This is a genomic window from Pantanalinema sp., assembly GCA_036704125.1.
GTDB lineage: Bacteria > Cyanobacteriota > Sericytochromatia > S15B-MN24 > UBA4093 > JAGIBK01.
On sequence record DATNQI010000035.1, the window covers coordinates 66492 to 83765 of the forward strand.

At 67.5% G+C, this 17274-nt stretch carries 13 protein-coding genes; 5 read left to right on the forward strand and 8 right to left on the reverse strand.

Translation table 11 applies throughout. The features are described 5' to 3' along the window. Positions 1 to 26 precede the first annotated feature (26 nt). The 3 genes from V6D00_05535 to V6D00_05545 are packed head-to-tail and all read left to right on the forward strand — an operon-like array spanning position 27 to position 3607. Positions 27 to 1082, forward strand: a complete 1056-nt coding sequence (locus tag V6D00_05535; GenBank protein HEY9898624.1) for a peptidylprolyl isomerase — start codon at positions 27 to 29, stop codon at positions 1080 to 1082. Between the two features lie 6 nt (positions 1083 to 1088). Beyond that, entirely contained in the window at positions 1089 to 2525 is a 1437-nt protein-coding gene (gene mazG / locus V6D00_05540; protein HEY9898625.1) for a nucleoside triphosphate pyrophosphohydrolase, read from the forward strand. After that, positions 2495 to 3607: a UvrB/UvrC motif-containing protein gene (locus tag V6D00_05545; protein HEY9898626.1), complete on the forward strand. Its 1113-nt coding sequence runs from the start codon at positions 2495 to 2497 to the stop codon at positions 3605 to 3607. The genes mazG and V6D00_05545 overlap by 31 nt, the downstream gene beginning before the upstream one ends. Positions 3608 to 3673: 66 nt before the next feature. On the opposite strand, the gene V6D00_05550 is transcribed toward V6D00_05545, so the two are convergent. The 5 genes from V6D00_05550 to V6D00_05570 form a co-directional block, all read right to left on the reverse strand. Continuing rightward, entirely contained in the window at positions 3674 to 3979 is a 306-nt protein-coding gene (locus V6D00_05550) for a hypothetical protein (GenBank protein HEY9898627.1), read from the reverse strand. A 30-nt stretch (positions 3980 to 4009) separates the two neighbouring features. Further along, entirely contained in the window at positions 4010 to 5200 is a 1191-nt protein-coding gene (locus V6D00_05555; protein HEY9898628.1) for a phosphopentomutase, read from the reverse strand. Between the two features lie 70 nt (positions 5201 to 5270). Continuing rightward, entirely contained in the window at positions 5271 to 6935 is a 1665-nt protein-coding gene (locus tag V6D00_05560) for an ATPase, T2SS/T4P/T4SS family (GenBank protein HEY9898629.1), read from the reverse strand. 16 nt (positions 6936 to 6951) lie between these two features. Then, positions 6952 to 8271, reverse strand: a complete 1320-nt coding sequence (locus V6D00_05565) for a thymidine phosphorylase (GenBank protein ID HEY9898630.1) — start codon at positions 8269 to 8271, stop codon at positions 6952 to 6954. A gap of 4 nt (positions 8272 to 8275) precedes the next feature. Continuing rightward, positions 8276 to 9145, reverse strand: coding sequence for a hypothetical protein (locus tag V6D00_05570; protein HEY9898631.1), 870 nt, complete (start codon positions 9143 to 9145; stop codon positions 8276 to 8278). Positions 9146 to 9460: 315 nt separating this feature from the next. Here V6D00_05570 and V6D00_05575 point away from each other — a divergent pair, with 315 nt between their 5' ends. Next, positions 9461 to 10384 carry a hypothetical protein gene (locus V6D00_05575; protein HEY9898632.1) on the forward strand — a complete coding sequence of 308 codons (924 nt, stop codon included), beginning with the start codon at positions 9461 to 9463 and terminating at the stop codon, positions 10382 to 10384. On the opposite strand, the gene V6D00_05580 is transcribed toward V6D00_05575, so the two are convergent. Further along, positions 10381 to 10617: a hypothetical protein gene (locus V6D00_05580; protein HEY9898633.1), complete on the reverse strand. Its 237-nt coding sequence runs from the start codon at positions 10615 to 10617 to the stop codon at positions 10381 to 10383. The two genes, V6D00_05575 and V6D00_05580, sit on opposite strands and share 4 nt — an antisense overlap. A gap of 190 nt (positions 10618 to 10807) precedes the next feature. On the opposite strand from V6D00_05580, the gene mutS reads away from it, so the two are divergent. After that, complete coding sequence (gene mutS, locus V6D00_05585; GenBank protein HEY9898634.1) at positions 10808 to 13372, forward strand: DNA mismatch repair protein MutS; 2565 nt, start codon at positions 10808 to 10810, stop codon at positions 13370 to 13372. Between the two features lie 56 nt (positions 13373 to 13428). On the opposite strand, the gene V6D00_05590 is transcribed toward mutS, so the two are convergent. Further along, the gene (locus V6D00_05590; GenBank protein ID HEY9898635.1) at positions 13429 to 15663 is read right to left on the reverse strand and encodes a hypothetical protein; all 2235 of its coding nucleotides are present in this window, start codon (positions 15661 to 15663) and stop codon (positions 13429 to 13431) included. 9 nt (positions 15664 to 15672) lie between these two features. Beyond that, positions 15673 to 17226 carry an Ig-like domain-containing protein gene (locus V6D00_05595; GenBank protein HEY9898636.1) on the reverse strand — a complete coding sequence of 518 codons (1554 nt, stop codon included), beginning with the start codon at positions 17224 to 17226 and terminating at the stop codon, positions 15673 to 15675. Positions 17227 to 17274 lie beyond the last annotated feature (48 nt).

The window sequence follows — 17274 nt, forward strand, 5'->3', positions numbered from 1 at the left end:
CTTCCACCTACGAGAGGAGATTCCCTTTGAAGAACTCGACGAAGGCCGCCTACGGCCTGGCCCTGGCCCTGCTGATCGGGGGCGTCACCGCGAGCTGCACGGCCCTCACCTTCAACAAGGACGGCTACGTCGCGACCGTCAACGGTCACAAGGTCTCCCTCAAGGACTACAACCAGGCCCTCGAGCAGCAGAAGAAGCAATACGGCCTTCGCTTCGGGGTGGACTTCAACACGACCCAGGGCAAGGAGATGCTCGCCGGCATGCAGCAGCAACTGCTGCAGCAGCTCACCGAGCGTGAGCTCCTGCTCCTGGAGACCGAGAAGCGCGGCCTGCAGGCCACCGAGGCCGAGGTCGAGGCCAAGCTCGCCGACGTCAAGAAGCAGTTCCCCGACAACGCGGCCTTCGAGAAGGCCATCAAGGACTACGGCCTGACGCCTGCCGACCTCAAGTCGCAGCTCCACAAGGCCGTGGCCATCGAGAAGCTCCAGAAGGACGTGGGCAAGGACATCAGCGTCACCGACGCCCAGATCTCGGACTACTACGCCAAGAACAAGGCCCAGTTCGCCCACGGCGAGGAGGTCGAGGCGAGCCACATCCTGATCAAGATCGACGAGACGGCCAAGGACAAGCCCAAGGAAGAGGCCCGGGCCCTCGCCAAGATCAAGGCGATCCAGGCCAAGATCAAGGCGGGCGGCGACTTCGCCAAGCTCGCGGGCGAGAACTCGGACGACCCCGGCAGCAAGGCCCAGGGCGGCAGCCTCGGGTTCTTCGGCAAGGGGCGCATGGTGCCCGAGTTCGAGAAGACCTCCTTTGCCATGAAGGACGGCCAGGTCTCGGAGCCCTTCAAGACCCAGTTCGGCTACCACATCATCAAGCGCACCGCGTATCGCCCGGCGCGCACCGAGTCGCTCGCCGAGGTCTCGAAGGGCATCCGCGAGCAGCTCCAGGCCCAGCAGCAGGGCGAGCGCTTCCAGCAGTTCGTGGAGACCCTCAAGAAGGACGCCAAGATCGAGATCCGCCCCGAGTACCAGCCCAAGCAAGCTTCCAACTCTGCCGCCCCCTTCATGCCGGAGAAGAAATAGCCACCCATGGGTTCCATCACCGTCGTAGGCCTCGGGCCGGGGGACCCCGGCCAGCTCACCCTCGCAGCCAAGGAGGCGCTGGATAGCGCCAAGCGCCTCTTCCTGCGCACCGAGATCCACCCCACGACCCCCTCCATGCGCAAGTGGGGCCTCAAGTGGGAGTCGTTCGATCCCTACTACCAGCAGGGCGCCTCGTTCCAGGAGGTCTACGGCCGCATCGTCGCGCGCCTCGTCGAGGTGGCCCGCACCGAGGACGTGGTCTACGCCGTCCCCGGCCACCCCCTGGTGGCCGAGGACGCCGTGACCGCGCTTTTGAAGCAGGACGAGGTCAAGGTCGAGGTGGTGGCGGGCCTCAGCGCCCTCGACGCCATCTACGCGAAGGTCGGGCTCGACCCCAATTCCGGCATGCAGGTGGTGGACGGCCTCGCCCTCGAGGGCCGCGAGCTGCATCCCGACTGGCACACCCTCGTCATGCAGCTGTACTCGCCCCAGGTCGCCAGCGAGGTCAAGCTGCACCTGATGCGGTTCTGGCCCGACGACCACCCCGTCACGGTGATCCGGGCGGCCGGCGTCGAGGGGCTGGAGCGCCTCGAGACCGTTCCGCTGTACGAGATCGATCGCCTTCCCTGGATCGATTACCTCTCGAGCCTCTACCTGGGCCCCGGCCCCAAGCGCGGCTTCTCGCGCCTGGTTTCGATCATTTCGCGCCTGCGCGCGCCCGACGGCTGCCCCTGGGACCGCGAGCAGACCCCCGAGTCCCTGCGCAAGTTCGTGCTCGAGGAAGCCTACGAGACGGTCGAGGCCATCGACTCGGGCGACGAGGGCGCCATCGAGGAGGAGCTGGGCGATCTGCTCTTGCAGGTGGTGCTCCAGGCCCAGATCTTCGCCGAGCAGGACGCCTTCGACGTCCAGGACGTCTGCGAGGCCATCTCGGACAAGCTGGTGCGGCGTCACCCCCACGTCTTCGGCGAGGTGAGCGTCTCGAGCAGCGACGAGGTGATCAGGAACTGGGCCGACATCAAGGCCGAGGAGAAGGCCAAGCCGGGCCTGAGCGAGTCGGCGCTTGCGGGCGTCGGCACGGCCCTTCCGGCCCTGGTCGTCTCGGAGAAGCTCCAGGCCAAGGCCTCACGCGTGCGCTTCGACTGGGCCGACCCCTACAAGGTCCTCGACAAGGTCGAGGAGGAGCTCGCAGAGCTCAAGGAGGCCATGGAGGAGCAGCACGGCGAAGCGGCCCTGACCCACGAGCTGGGCGACGTGCTGACGGCCGTGGTCAACCTCTCGCGCCAGCTCAAGGTCGACCCCGAGGAGGCCCTTCGCCAGGCCAACGCCCGCTTCAAGCGCCGCTTCCAGAAGATGGAGGACCTGGCCGAGGGCAAGTTCGCCGAGCTCGAGCTCGACCAGATGGAGGCCCTGTGGCAACGGGCCAAGGCCATCGTCGGATGATCGAGCGGGGCCCGCGCGGGATCAGCGTGGGCCCCGATGCGCTGTCAACCCTCCCTCGCTGTCCCGGCGTTTACCAGTTCTACGCCGAGGACGGCGAGCTGCTGTACCTGGGCAAGTCGGTCAACCTGCACGATCGCGTCCGCTCCTACTTCCACGCGAGCGGCGGGCACACGCCCCGCACGGCGCGCCTCAAGCACGAGGCCCGGCGCATCGAGGCCCACCCCACCGGCTCCGAGCTTGAGGCCCTCCTGCTCGAGTCGCGCCTGATCAAGCACCACCAGCCCCGCTACAACGTGCGCGGCCGCCGTTACGAGCACTACCCCTTCCTCAAGCTCACGGCCGAAGCCTACCCTCGCCTGATCGTGACCCGCACCCTGGTCGAGGACGGCGCCCGCTACTTCGGCCCCTTCCTGAGCGCCAGCCACCTGGCGGCGGTGGTCGAGGCGCTGCAGCCGGCCTTCGGCCTGCGCTCGTGCGCGACCCTGCCGGCGCATTCCTGCCTGGAGTTCGACATCGGGCGCTGCCTCGGGCCCTGCACCGGCCGGGTGGACGCCCTTTACGCCGAGCGGGTGCGCTCGGCGGTGGACTTCGTGATGGGCGAGACCGGCGGGGTGATCGAGGGGCTCGAGCAAGAGATGCAGCGCGCGAGCGAGGCGTTCGCCTACGAGCGCGCCGCGCGCCTGCGCGATCGCATCCATGCCTTGAGGCGTCTGGTCGTTCACCAGCGCCGGATCGGGACCATGGACGAGCTGGACGCCCTGGTCGCCCTGCCCGGGGTCGCGTCCGGCTCGGCCCTCTTCCTGGCCATCCGCCGGGCGCGCTGGGTGGGGGAGCTTCGCCTGGACGCCGATGCCCTGCGCGCGCGCGGCGCCGTCGCTCGCGTGAGGGCCTTCCTGAAGGCTGCGTACCTCCAGCAGCCCGCGCCGAGCACGCGCATCGATCGCAGCGAGCTGGACGAGGTGCAGATCGTGGCGTCGTGGCTGTACCGAAAGCGCGCTCAGCCGGGCGTCTTCAAGATGGCGGCCGAGGCGATCGCCGAGACGGCCCGCGCGGCGATCGCCCACGCACGCCTGCCGGCCTGACCGCGTATCGCCATGCAGGAGAAAAGCCCGCCTTTCAGGGCGGGCTTTTCGTCGAGGAGCGAAGGCTTACTTCGCGCTGTCGTCGGTCTTCTCGGCCTCGGCCTTGGGGGCCTCGGTCTTGTCGCCGGCCTGGGAGACGAAGCTGTTGAAGATCGAGAGCATCTGGTTGGCACCGTCCTCGATGCGGCGCTGGACCTCCTGCATCTGCTTGTCGAAGGCGCTCTCGGCCTCCTCCATGCGGCGGACCATCTCGGGGTCCTTGATCAGGGTGTGGATCTGATCGCGGGCGACCTGGACGCCGAGCTCGGCGGTCTCGCGGGCCTGCTTGGCCAGCTTGTCGGCGCTATCCTTGAGGTCGTTGATGTCGGGCATGGGGTGTTGAACTCCTCTGCTGTAATGATCTTATGCGATGACGGGATTGGGGCTCAGCCGGTGCCAGAAGCTCTCGCCTTCGAGCTGAACCGTGAGGCTCCAGCCCTGGGCGATGGTCTGGGCGATGTCGCCGAAGCCGGTGCGAGTGCCCAGGTCCACGCCCGGGACGCCGGGCATGTAGGCGAGCAGCGGCACGTATTCGCGGGTGTGGTCGGTCGAGACGTCGGTGGCCTCGTTGCCGTGGTCCGCCGAGATGATGAGCAGATCGCCGGGCTTCAGGGCCTCGACGAGCTTGCCCAGCTCGGCGTCGAACTCGGCGAGGCACTCGGCCATCCCCTGGGGGTTGTTGCGGTGGCCGTACTTGGCGTCGGTGTCGACCAGGTTGTTGAAGACCAGGCTACCGTCCGGGGCCTCGTGGGCCATTCGGATGGTGGTCTCGAGGCCCTCGGCGTTGGAGGCGGTGGGCAGGCTCTTGGTGACCCCATGGGCGGCGAAGATGTCCGAGATCTTGCCGATGCCGATCACCTCGCGGCCGGCCGCCTCGGCGTAGTCGAGCAGGGTCTTGGCAGGAGGCGGCACCGAGTAGTCGTGGCGGCCGCCCTGGTTGCGCTCGTAGGCGCCCTGCTCGCCGTAGAACGGGCGGGCGATGACGCGGCCCACGTGGTGGGGATCGAGGATCTCGCGGGCGATCTTGCAGGCGCTGTACAGCTCGTCGAGGGGCACCACGTCCTGGTGGGCGGCGATCTGGAAGACGCTGTCGCCGCTGGTGTAGACGATCCACTTGCCGGTCGCCACGTGCTCGGCGCCGAGGTCCTTGAGGATCTCGGTGCCCGAGGCGGGCATGTTGCCCAGGTAGCCGCGGCCCGTGCGGCGCGTGAACTCCGCCATGATCGCGTCCGAGAACTTGGGGAAGACCGGGAAGGCGTGATCCAGGACGACCCCCGCCATCTCCCAGTGGCCCGTGGTGGTGTCCTTGCCGGGGGACTTCTCGGCCATCTTGCCGAAGCTCGCCAGGGGCTTGTCGGCGGGGGCGACCCCCTTGATGGGGATGATGTTGCCGAGGCCCAGCTTCTGGAGGTTGGGCAGGCTCAGACCGCCGACGGCCTCGGCGCAGTTGGCGAAGGTATTGGCCCCTTGATCGCCGAAGAGGTGGGCGTCGGGCAGCTCGCCCACGCCCATGCCGTCAAGGACGACGATGAAGGCACGGTTCAGTTTTGCCATGGGTTCGTTCCTCGCGAGGGTTTTGGAGGGTTTGTTTCCCCCATTATAGCTCAGAACGGGCGAGAGAGGCTCAACCGTTCGCCTCCAAGACCCGCTCGAAGAGGTCGGTCTTCGCCAGCTCTTCGAGGGTGGTCAGGCCCTGGGCGGCGACCCAGGTGGCGTAGTCGTACAGCGCCATGTGCCCACGCTGCTTGGCGTACTGATCGATCTGGGGCTGGGGGGCGTTGCTTGCGACCATGTGGCGCAGCTGGGCGTCGAAGGGCAGGGCCCCGAAGATGCCCACCTGGCCCGCGAAGCCCGTCTCGTGGCAGTCCGGGCAACCGACCGATCGGTAGAGCATCCCCGTCTCGTTGATCGCCTTGAAGAAGGTGAACGTCTGGTCATCGGGCTTGTAGGGCACCTTGCAGGCCGGGCACAGCTTTCTCACCAGGCGAATGACGATCACCCCGGCCACGGCGTTCGCCACCGGCCTCGGCGCGAGCTCCGAGAGGTCCAGAAGCTGGTGCAGGAAGCGCTGGGCGGTCGGGATCCCGACGATGGCCGCGGCCCCCGCGAGCGCCCCGTGGACCAGGCCGCGCGCGAGCTCGGGCTCGGTCAAGGTGGGCACGGCCAGAAGGTCGGGCGACTGCTCGAAGACCTGGCTCAGGGAGATTTCGGGCCGGTGCGCGTCCAGCGGCGCCTGGGCGATCCCCTCCAGCTCGAAGGGCATGGTGCCGAAGCTGATCACGCTGCGGTTGTCCTTGAGCGCTTCCTTGAGCAGGGCGTAGAGCAGGGTGTCCTTGCCGGAATGCTTGGGGCCGTTGATCAGCACGAGCCCGCTCTTGAGGCGCAACAGGCGGCGCAGCACCTCGCGGGTTCCGGGGTGGTGGATGATCGAGTCGAGGGTCGTCTGCTCCAGCGTGCTCTGGTCGAACAGGCGCAGGGTGAGCATCTGGCCGTGCTTGACCGTCAGCGCGCGCAGGGTGAGGTGGATGGAGCGCCCTTCGTGGCGCGTCTTGACCGTGCCGGTCTGCGCGAGGCTGCCCGAGGTGGGGGCGAGGTTGGCCATCACCTTCAGGCGGCCGATGACGGCCGAGCCAAGGCGCGGGGCGATCGAGGGCTCGCGCACCAGGCTCCCGTCGATCCGCAGGCGCACCCAGGTCTCGTGCTCCTGGGGCTCCAGGACGATCTCGGTGGCCTTGCGCCGCAGGGCGGTCGCAAGCAGGCTCTGGGCGTACTGGGCGGCGGTCTGGTCCTCGCCGGACGCTGGGGGATCCTGCCGGTCCTCCTCGGGGCGCGCCTCCGCCTCGGGGGCCGGGGCCGCCTCGCGCGGGACGACCTTCAGGATCTCGCGGAAGTCCGCGTCGGTGATGACCACCGGCTGGATGGAGACGCCCTTGAAGCGCAGGCGAAGGTCGTCCAGCGCCAGGATGTTGTTGGGGTCGACCATGGCCACGGTCATCTGGGAGATGCCGACCGGCAGGATCTGGTGCTGCCGGATCATGGCCTCGGGAAGCAGGCGCACGAGCTCCTGCGGGGGCTTCTGCTTCATGGAGAAGCTCTTGACCCCGTACTGGAGCTCGAGCGCGTGCTTGATCTGGGCGTCGGTGACGTGGCCGAGGGCGATCAGGATCTCGCCCAGCGGCTCCCGGGTCTGCTGCTGCTTCGAGAGGCCCTGGGCGAGCTGGTCCTCGGTGAGGACGCCGGCCTTGATCAGGATCTCGCCGAGGCGAAGGCGCTTGCCGGGAATGGTCACGGGGATCTCCTTGGGACTACTTCAGGGCGCTCCGCTCGGCCGAGTAGACGGCCTTGATCAACGCCGAGGGGGTCGCGGGCTCGCCGCCGATCCGGTAGGCGCCAAGCAACGCCTGGCTAGCCGTCGGGATCTTGCTCTCGTCGTTGACGAGCAGATGGGCGAGCGTCTCACCCTTTTCTACCCAGTCGCCCACCTTCTTGTGCAGCATCACGCCGACCGCCAGGTCGATGGGGGCGCCCTTCACCAGGCGGCCAGCGCCGATCTCCTTGCCGGCGAGGCCGACCGAGAGGGCGTCCAGGGCCTGGACGTAGCCCGCCTCGGGCGCCTCCACGGGGATCCGGAACCGGGGCTGGGCCATGAGCGAGGGGTCGCGGATGACCTCGGGGTTCCCGCCCTGGGCTTCGATCAGCGCCGCGAGCTTGGTCAGCGCCGCGCCGCTCTCGATCACCGCGCGCAGCTTCGCCTCGCCCTCCTCGCGGTCCTTGGCGAGGCCGCCGCCGACGAGGATCAGGGCGCCGAGGGCGACCGAGAGGTCCGTGAGGTCCCGGGGGCCCTCGCCGCGCAGGGTGTTGATGGCCTCGGCGACCTCGTTGGCGTGGCCGACGGCCGTGCCCAGGGGCTGGCCCATCTCGCTGACGACGCAGGCGACGTGCTTGCCCAGGCGCTCGCCGACCTGCATCATCGTGGTCGCGAGCTCGCGGGCGCTCTGGTCGTCGCGCATGAAGGCCCCCGCTCCGGTCTTGACGTCGAGCAGGATCACGTCGGCGCCGGCGGCGATCTTCTTGGAGAGGACCGAGGCCGCGATCAAGGGGATGCTCTCGACGGTGCCGGTCACGTCGCGCAGGGCGTAGAGGATGGCGTCGGCGGGGGCGAGCTCCGCGGTCTGGCTCGCGACCACCACCCCGATGTCGCGCAGCTGCTGCTTGAAGCGCTCCACCGAGAGGTCGCAGGTCATGCCCGGGATGGCCTCGATCTTGTCGACGGTGCCGCCGGTGTGGCCCAGGCCGCGGCCGGAGAGCTTGGCGACGGTGACGCCGGCGGCGGCGACCAGGGGCCCGAGCACCAGGGTGACCTTGTCGCCCACCCCGCCGGTGGAGTGCTTGTCGGCGCGGGGGCCGGGCACGTCCGAGAGGTCCAGGACCTGGCCCGAGTGGGCCATGGCGTGGGTCAGGAAGGTCGTCTCCTCGATGGTCATGCCGCGCAGCACCACCGCCATCAGCCAGGCCGAGAGCTGGTAGTCGGGCACGCGCGAGACGTTGTCCACCAGCCACCGGATCTCGTCCTCGGCGTGGGCGTTGCCGTCCCGCTTGTCCTTGATCATCTTCAAGATCGTCATATCGCTAGCCATGGCTCGTCTGGTCCTCCATTCCGGGGGGGGAATCCTTCTTGCGATCGGTCAACGACCGGATGTTGGGGTTCTTGTCGCCCTTGAGGACGGCGATGAACCGCTCCTGCTTCTCGATTGTATCCTGGTTGGACGCGATCTCGGAGTGGAGGGACTCGGTCTGGCGCTGCAGCGAGACGACCAGCGCGCGGAGGTTGTCCACCTCGCGTCCCATCGACGACTGCTGGCTCGCGAGCGTCTCGGACAGGGTGCGCTGGGCGATCTCGAGGGCGGCCTCGGTCTCGGCGAGGCGCGAGGCGAGGGCGTCCTTCTGGGAGAGCAGCTCCTGCCACTGCACCTGCTGGATCTCGATCTGGCGCTCGGCGGTGGCGAGGCGCTCGTGGACGTTCTTGTTGCGCGAGCGCTCGGCCTCGAGGGCGGCCTCCAGGTCCTTGATGCGATCGCCCAGCTGCTGCTGGGTCGTCTCGAGCTGCTCCTGGGTCTTCCAGATCTGCTGCTGGCGCTGCTGCATGCCCACGCGCCACTGCTTGCGCTCCATCGACAGGTCGTCGATGCGCGAGAGGGCGTACTGGAGCTGGTTCTTGAGCTGGAAGGTGGACTTCTGGTGAAGCTGGTCCTGGTGCTCGACGTAGGTCTTGAGCTTGCGGTTCTCTTCGCGCAGCGTCTTGTAGCGCTCGGCGACCTGGCCGAGCACCGTGCGGGCAGCAGCGATCATCACGCCGGCGAGGCGCTGACGCTCCTCGCGCAGCTTGCCGGCGTAACCCTGCCAGTATTTGAGCTGTTGGCTCCGCTCCTCCACCAGGGCGTGGAGGTTCTTCACGTGAGCGAGCAGCTTCTCGATTTGCTTCTCGTATTTGGTTGCCATTGACCTACGGGGCTAACGCCGAGCGGAAATCCTTGCGATAAGCGCTTCGCAGGGGGAGGAGTGGCGCCAGACCACCGCCATTCTAACATTTACATAACGGGATTCAGTGTCGAAGATAACAATTTTAAGGTCCTCTTCCCGGAACCCTCACGGGCTGCCCAGCGATAGGGGCATTCGTTTGGTGTATAATCTCTTCAGCGCACGCAGCGGCGCGCTTCTCCCCTCGTCGCATGCGCTCGCTCCGTCCGGCCGCTCGGAGCACACCGGGGGCAGCCGGTCCATCGTCGCAAGCTGGGCGTTATTGTCGAGGTCTCAATGGCGAAACTGATCTTGTCTGGGGATCTGAGCATTTTCCGCATCGAAATGGTGGTGCGGATCCTCGAGGCGCTCAAGTTTGATGGCGAGGTGGCGCTCGAGGCGATCGAGCGTGGCACCCTCTTCATGCTGCAGGGCAAGGTCGTGGGCGCGCGGGTCGCCATGCACGAGGGAATGGCGGCGCTGGTCCCGATGGTCGCCCAGCGCGTGGGGACCTTCTCGGTGCGCCAGCTTTCGGCCGACGAGGTGACGCGCCACGCGGACCTTGCGGCGCTGCCGGACAACGCCGCGATCTTCCGCCAGGTCCATGCCCTGCTCGCGCAGGGCCGCTTCGCCTCGGTGCCCCCTGCCCAGGGCGCCCCCCAGCCGGCCCCCGCGAGCCCGGGTCATGCGAGCGCTGCGCCTGCGAGCCCCGCCCAGCCCGCGCGGCCCAAGCCCACGGCGACCGGACCGCTCGCGCGCATCCCCGAGCTGACCGACAAGGGCAAGGTCACCCTTCGCTCGATCCAGACCAACTTCGCGCTGCGCGGGGTGCAGGTCGACGCGGACACGTGGCGGGTCCTCGCCAAGATCGACGGCCAGCAGACCCTCTTTTCGATCAGCGAGCTGATCGGCATCACCGGCGAGCGCTACGGCCAGGCGGTGGACCAGCTCCTGGCCGACGGCTACATCCGGTTCCGGGTCCACGATCCCACCCTCGAGCAGCTCACCAAGCGCACCGAGTCCAAGTTCCGCTTCGGTGAGTACATGGTCGCCAAGGGCGTCATCACCGAGGTCCAGCTGGAGGGAGCCCTGCGCCGCCAGCAGGAGCTCGCGCGGCGCGGCCGCTACATGTGGCTCGGCGAGATCCTGATCGAGATGAACTACGCCCGTCCCAGCCACGTGCAGGAGGCGCTCGCCGTCCAGAAGCGCATGGGCGGCTAGACGGCTTCTTCCTTCTGTCTTTCGAGCAAGGGCGCGGTGGTGCGGGTCGAAAGGCGCGGTCCGTTTCTGTAAGCGGCGCGCGCCGAGACCGGCGGCTCCTTGCGGAGCTCGCTTGCGATCGCCATCAGCACGACCCCCAAGCCGAACAGCCAGTGCCCCCAGAAGGGCGAGGTGAGCGCCGCGCAAAAAAGCATGAGCCAAAGGGCGTTGCCGATGGATTGTTTCTGGTTCATGTTCTCTCCTGGATCGTCGTAGTCCTATTATTCACCGGATCCGGGAAAATGTACGTATATTTTTCGGGTTATTTTTGCTCATCTTTCGTGAGCGCCGTATGGGCGCCCGGCGAGAATCGTGCCTCCTGCCGCAACACCCGGCCACCAGGAGGTAGAATGGGGTTGATTCCCTGATTCTCGGAGGACGCCCGTGCAGCCCCAGTACTCGCCCATGATGACCCATTACCTCTCGTTGAAGGAGCAGCACCCGGACGTGCTCCTCTTCTACCGGATGGGCGACTTCTACGAGATGTTCTTCGACGACGCGGTGCTCGCGAGCCGCGAGCTCGAGCTGACGCTCACCAGCCGCGAGGGCGGTGCCGGCGGCAACCGCATTCCCATGGCGGGGATCCCGCACCATGCGGCCGAGGGCTATCTGGCCAGGCTGATCGAGCGCGGCTACCGGGTGGCCATCTGCGAGCAGGTCGAGGATCCCAAGCAGGCCAAGGGGCTGGTCAAGCGCGAGATCGTCAGGTTCGTCACCCCGGGCACGGTCCTCGAGTCGAGCTTCCTCTCCGAGAAGCAGAACAACTACCTGGCCGCCATCGTGAAGGGCCCCGCGGGCTTCGGCCTCGCCTACTGCGACGCCTCGACCGGCGAGTTCCGCGCCACCCAGATCGCGGATCCTTCCGCGGTGGCCGGTGAGCTCGCGCGCATCGCCCCGGCCGAGCTTTTGGTGCCCGTCAACCCGGGCGTCTGGCAGAACATGGCCTGGGGCCGCACGCCGGGCCGTCTTGCTCCCTCCCAGCTCGATCCGGCCTGGGAGGGCCTCTTCCCCGAGGGCCTCAACCTCACGCCGCGCCCCGACTACGCCTTCAACCTCGAGAAGGCCCGCGCGCAGATCCTCGCCCAGTTCAGGCTACAGAGCCTGGAGGGCTTCGGCCTGCCGGAGCTGCCGCTCGCGACCATGGCGGCCGGCGCGATGCTCGGCTACATCGGCGAGACCCAGAAGGCACAGCTCGCCCTCTTTTCGGGCATCCACACCTACCGCCTCTCGGAGTACATGCTGCTCGACCCGGCGACCCGTCGCAACCTCGAGCTGACCCAGACCGCCCGGGACGGCGCCTGGAAGGGCTCGCTGCTCTCGGTGCTGGACGAGACCCGCACCGCCATGGGCGGCCGCAAGCTCCGCCAGTGGCTGCTGCACCCCCTGCTCGACGCGGCGGCCATCGGCGAGCGGCACCAGGCGGTCGCCGAGCTCGCCGCGGGTGCCGGCCTGCGCCTGCGGCTTGCGGAGCAGCTCGGCGGCATCCGGGACCTGGAGCGCCTCACCAGCCGCGTGGCGGCCGGCACGGCGAACGCGCGGGACCTCATCGCGCTGCGCGACAGCCTCGAGGCCCTCCCCGCCGTGGTCGAGCTGCTGACTTCGACCCAGAGCCCGGCCCTGCGCGCACTGCAGGCGATCCCCTCCGAGATCCCGGCCCTGGCGCTGCGCATCCGCGAGACCCTGGTCGATCACCCGCCCATCTCCTTGACCGAGGGGGGCATGGTCCGCGACGGCTTCAGCGCCGAGCTCGACGAGACGCGCGCGCTGTTGGGCGACAGCAAGGACTGGCTTGCGACCTTCGAGGCCCAGGAGAAGGAGCGCACGGGGATCCGGAGCCTGAAGGTCGGCTACTCCAAGACCTTCGGTTACTTCCTCGAGATCACCCACGCCAACAGGGACCTGGTGCCCGCCGACTACCAGCGCAAGCAGACGCTCGTCAACGCCGAGCGCTACATCACCCCGGTGCTCAAGGAGCGCGAGAGCGCCATCCTGACGGCACAGGAGCGCATCGGGCACATGGAGTACGAGGTCTTCTCCGCCCTGCGCTCGGCGCTCGCCCCCTGGGTGAGCGAGCTCCAGGCGATCGCCTCGCACGTGGCGGCCGTCGACGTCTTCGTGGGCTTCGCCGAGGTGGCGGTGCGCCAGGGCTTCTGCCGGCCGGTGGTGGACGACTCGACGGTCCTTGCGATCGAGGCGGGCCGCCACCCGGTCATCGAGCAGCTGCTGCCCCCCGGCACCTTCGTCCCCAACGACACCCGCCTCGACACCGAGTCCAGCCAGCTCGTCATCCTGACCGGGCCCAACATGGCCGGAAAGAGCACCTTCATGCGCCAGATCGCGCTGATCGTCCTCATGGCGCAGGTGGGCTCGTTCGTTCCTGCTCGCTCGGCCCGCATCGGCCTGGTGGACCGGATCTTCACCCGCGTGGGCGCGGTGGACGACCTGGCGACGGGGCAATCGACCTTCATGGTCGAGATGAACGAGACGGCCAACATCCTCAACAACGCGAGCCCCCGCGCGCTGATCCTGCTCGACGAGATCGGACGGGGCACCTCGACCTTCGACGGGATCTCCATCGCCTGGTCGGTCAGCGAGCACCTGGCGACGCACGTCCGGGCCCGCACCCTGTTCGCCACCCACTACCACGAGCTGACGGCGCTCGCCACGAGCCAGCCGAGCGTCCGCAACTACAAGGTCCTGGTCGAGGAGACGGCCGACGAGGTGATCTTCCTGCGCCGGGTGGTGCCGGGCGGGGCCGATCGCTCCTACGGCATCGAGGTCGCGCGCCTGGCGGGCCTGCCCGGGCCGGTGATCGACCGGGCGCGCCAGGTCCTCTCCGAGATCGAGCGCCGCAACCGCATCTCGCTCTCCTTGCGGCAGGCGGCCATGGACGACGGGGCGAACGGGATCAGCCAGCTTCCGCTCTTCAGCGCGATCCAGCCGCTGTAGCTTCCCAGACGATGAGCCCCGGCGCGATCCGCGCCGGGGCTCATCGTCTGGACTGGTTAGTGGTACCTGAGGCGTCTTGCGATCAGCTTCTTGGTGCTGCTGAGCCAGAAGGCCATGCCGCCTTCGTCGGTGGGCACGAGCATGGGGCTCGTGCCCAGGTTCGCGATCGGCTGGGGCTCGCCCTTGAGGGTCCCGTCGGGGGCGATCGCCCGGACCATGGGGCGGGGCTTCGACTCGCCGTTGATGACCACGTTCTTGGTATAGGTCACCAGGAACTCGGTTCCGTTCCACGCGACGGAGGTGGGGTTGTCGAGCGGGTTCGCCGAGACGCCCGGGCCGATGTCGTCGACCTCGATCATCTTCGCCGCTACCGCCTTGTAGGGGCCGTCCTTGGTGTAGAGGTAGGCCTTGACCTTGCTGGTGTTCAAATCGACCGCAGCCGTCAGGTAGTGGGTCGCGTTGGTCGCAAGTGAGATGGAGCGATGACTGGAGCGCGGGAAGCCGCCACCGCTCCGGACGCTGCCGGAGGCGTCCTTGGCCATGGTGCCGTCGTCGTTGAACTCGATAAACTTGTCGTAGAGGATACCCGCATCCCCCACGAAGTGGAAGGCGGTGACGAACTTGCCCTCGGCATTGACCGTCATGCCGAAGGTATCAAAGGCGCTGTCGTTGACCGCTCGGACGATTCCAAGGTTGTCTCGAATGGTCAGGTAGTAGCTTGCGGTCTCGTTGATCGTCCCATCGCCGGCCACCGTCAGCATCTTGTAATTGAAGTAAAGCACCCCCGAGATGAGGCCATAGTAACTCACCATGAAGGCGTTATCGTTGGCGGAAAGGTTGCTTAGGCGGTAAGGCTGGTCATAGGTCCGTGTTTGCTTGGGCGCGCCGGTCTGGAGGTCGACGCTCACGAGGCCGAAGCCATTCTCCAGGGTGTATGCGATCACCGCCGTCTGGCCCTGCACCGCAACGCGCACCATGCGGATGGTGTCGCGGAAGGCGGCCGGGGTCGAGTGGTGGGTCGCGGCGATGAGCCCGTTCTTGCTGAAGAGCTGCCAGTGGACGCGGTTGTCGGTTTTGTCGAACCAGGTCCCGATGAAGCGATTGTCGTCGATCTTCGCGACCGAGAGGCCGCCTGCCGGGTTGCTCGCGGGATCGCCCGGGGCACGGTCGGGGTCCGACAGGCCGATCAGGGTGCCGGCGGGCGGAGCGACGATCACCTTGCGGGTTGCCGTGACGTTGCCGGTTTTGGCGGTGATCGTGTCCTCGCCGAAAGCCGCGACGCCGTTCGAATTGGCCTGGTAGGCCCCGGTTACCGGGTTGATCGCGCCGACGGCGGCGCTGGAGTTGGACCACTTCGCCTTCAGAAAGCTCTTGTAGTTGTCCGAACTGTCGTAGCCGTTGGCCTGGAAGGGAAAGCTCTCTCCGAGCCAACTGCGTATGACCCCGTCGCCGAGGAAATCGTCCAGCGCCTGGTCTTCGCCGCCCTTCACTGGCGTGAGGGTGAAGCTCTTGATCTCCTGGAAAGATGTGGTCGTGCTCGGGACGCCATTGACCCGAATGAAGAGGTTGCCGCTGCCCGCCCCCTCAGGAACGGTGAAGCTCAGTTTGCTGCCGACGACATCCGCGTTTTCCGCCGTGACGATCTTGCCCGAGGGGAAGACCACCTCCGGCAGGCCGCTGGAGGGCCAGGTCAGGTTCTCGCCGACGAGGAAGAGCTGTGCGCCATTGCCCGCGTGATCGGTGCTGGTCAGGAAATTCTCGTAAAGCGAAAGGCCCGAGATCGTCGGGGCATACTCGGCATCCAGGGGCAAGGGCACCGGCGTCTTCTGGTTCCACTTGATCTCGATGCCGGTCTTGACGGCTTTTGCGACGAGCTTGCCCGAGGGCACGATCTTTTTGGTCTGGAGATCCTCGCCGAAGTCCTCGTAGGCCTCGACCTTCACCTTGTAGCCGTTGCCCTCGTTCAGGAAGATCTCGCGCCGCGCCGGGTCGGTGCCCTGCTCGGGACGCTGGATCAGCTCGTAGTAGACCTGGTTGTCGTTGGCGTCCGCGATCCCGAGGAGCAGGGCCTTGGTGGTCTTGGGGATCACCTGGGCGTTGAAGCCGGGCAGGCTCCGCTCGGGCCACTTGACGGCGATCGATAGGCTGCCCTTGCGCGCCTGCGCGTCCTGCTGGAGAGCGCCCCCTTGAGAGGCGCCGCCCTGGGTGGTGGGCAACTGGATCACGCCGGCGGGGCGGCACCCGACCAGGAGGGTGAAGCTGATGAAGAGCGCGACTTTCTGGATGTTCATCAGGTTCTCCTATTCGATGACCAGATCGAGGCTGCCCTGGTGGACGACCGGGATGGTGACGGGCAGGGTGAGCGAAGGATTCGCGACGGACCGGACCGTCACGGTGGCGTCACCCTCCGCGGCACCCGGCTTGATGGTGACCTTGCCGTCGGCGCTCACCGAGAGCCGCGCATCGCTCGTGGACCACGTGACGGGGTAGTCCCTGACGCTTCCGCCGCTGAGCTCGGTCCTGGCTTGCAGCTGAACCCAGGTGCGCTTCGGATCAAGCGGATCCTGACCCAGCGGGTAGGCGGCCAGAGGCTGGACCGGGTTGGGCGTGACCAGTAGCTTCGAGAGCTGGGGGAGGAGCCTGACCACGAGCTGCCCCTCGACGTTGCCTGAGCTGGCCTTCACCGTCGCGGCGCCCTGATTGAGGCCTTGCAGCTTGCCGTTCGCATCGATGGTGGCCAGCTGCGGCACCAGCGAGCTCCACGTGACGCTCGCGTTCGGGACGATGGCCCCGGCCGGGTCGAGGGCCCGTACCACGTAGCGGCGCGAGAGGTTAAAGGCCAAGTAATCCTCGTCCGGCACCGAGGCCGTGGCGTCCTTGGCCGCGTTCTCCTGGGGCTGGGGGAAGATGTCGAGCGTCTTGATGACCTTGAAGGTCTTGGTGCCGCTGTCGAAGCCCGCCGACTTGACCAGCACCTGGGCGGTGGGCGTCGAGAGCTCCGGCACCTTCACCTTGAGCGTGGTGTCGGACTCCTCGAGCACCTGGGCCTGGATGCCGTTGAAGAGGACCTGAGGTTTCTTGCCCAGCGAGACCGAGAAGTCCTGGCCGGTGATGGTGACGACCTGGTCCGCGCCGCCGTTGTCGGGCGAGAGGGCCGCGAGCTTCGGAACCTTGAAGTCGAGGAGGATCTCGGGCGCGCGGGTCACCTGCTTGGAGGTGACCGCGACCTTCGGGGCTTCGCCCCGGCCCATGTCGGTGTGCATGCCGACCACTCGGAACTCGCCGGGCGGCACGTTGGGGATCTCGTAGTTGCCGGCGTCGTCCGCCTTGGCGACGTAGCCCGTGCCGGGGATGAAGACGTCCACCCCGAGCATGTTCTTGCTGGGTTCGGTCTTGACCGTGCCCACGATCCGGCCGGTGTAGGCGAGCTTGAGCTCGACCTTCGGCGAGGCGCTGGAGACGGCCATGGTGATGGCCTTGATGTCGTCCTGAAGGATGGCCTCGATGTTGAGGTCGCGCCCTTCGGGGTTGGAAAGGGCGAAGTTGCCCTTGCTGTCGGTCCTGGCCTCGATGGGGCCCCCCGCAAGCGTGCGGTAGCCCGATGCGTTGTTGCTGACGATGCCCGCCGCGTTGTTGCTCACCAGGTAACCCTTCACCTGGACGTTCGCAGCCGGCTTGCCCGCAAGGTCGAGGACCTTGCCCGTGAAGCTGCTGGCGGGGAGGGTGGAGCCGGGGATGCGGCCGACCCCGTTGCCGGAGTCGCCGGTGCCGTCTTGAGCGGTGGTGAGCAAGGCGTCGCAGCCCCCCACTGCCAGGGCAGCCGCGACCATCAGCGAAAGCACTGTCTTTCTCACTGTTTTCCCCTCAGTCCAGAAACATGGTTGCGCACGGGGCATCGACAA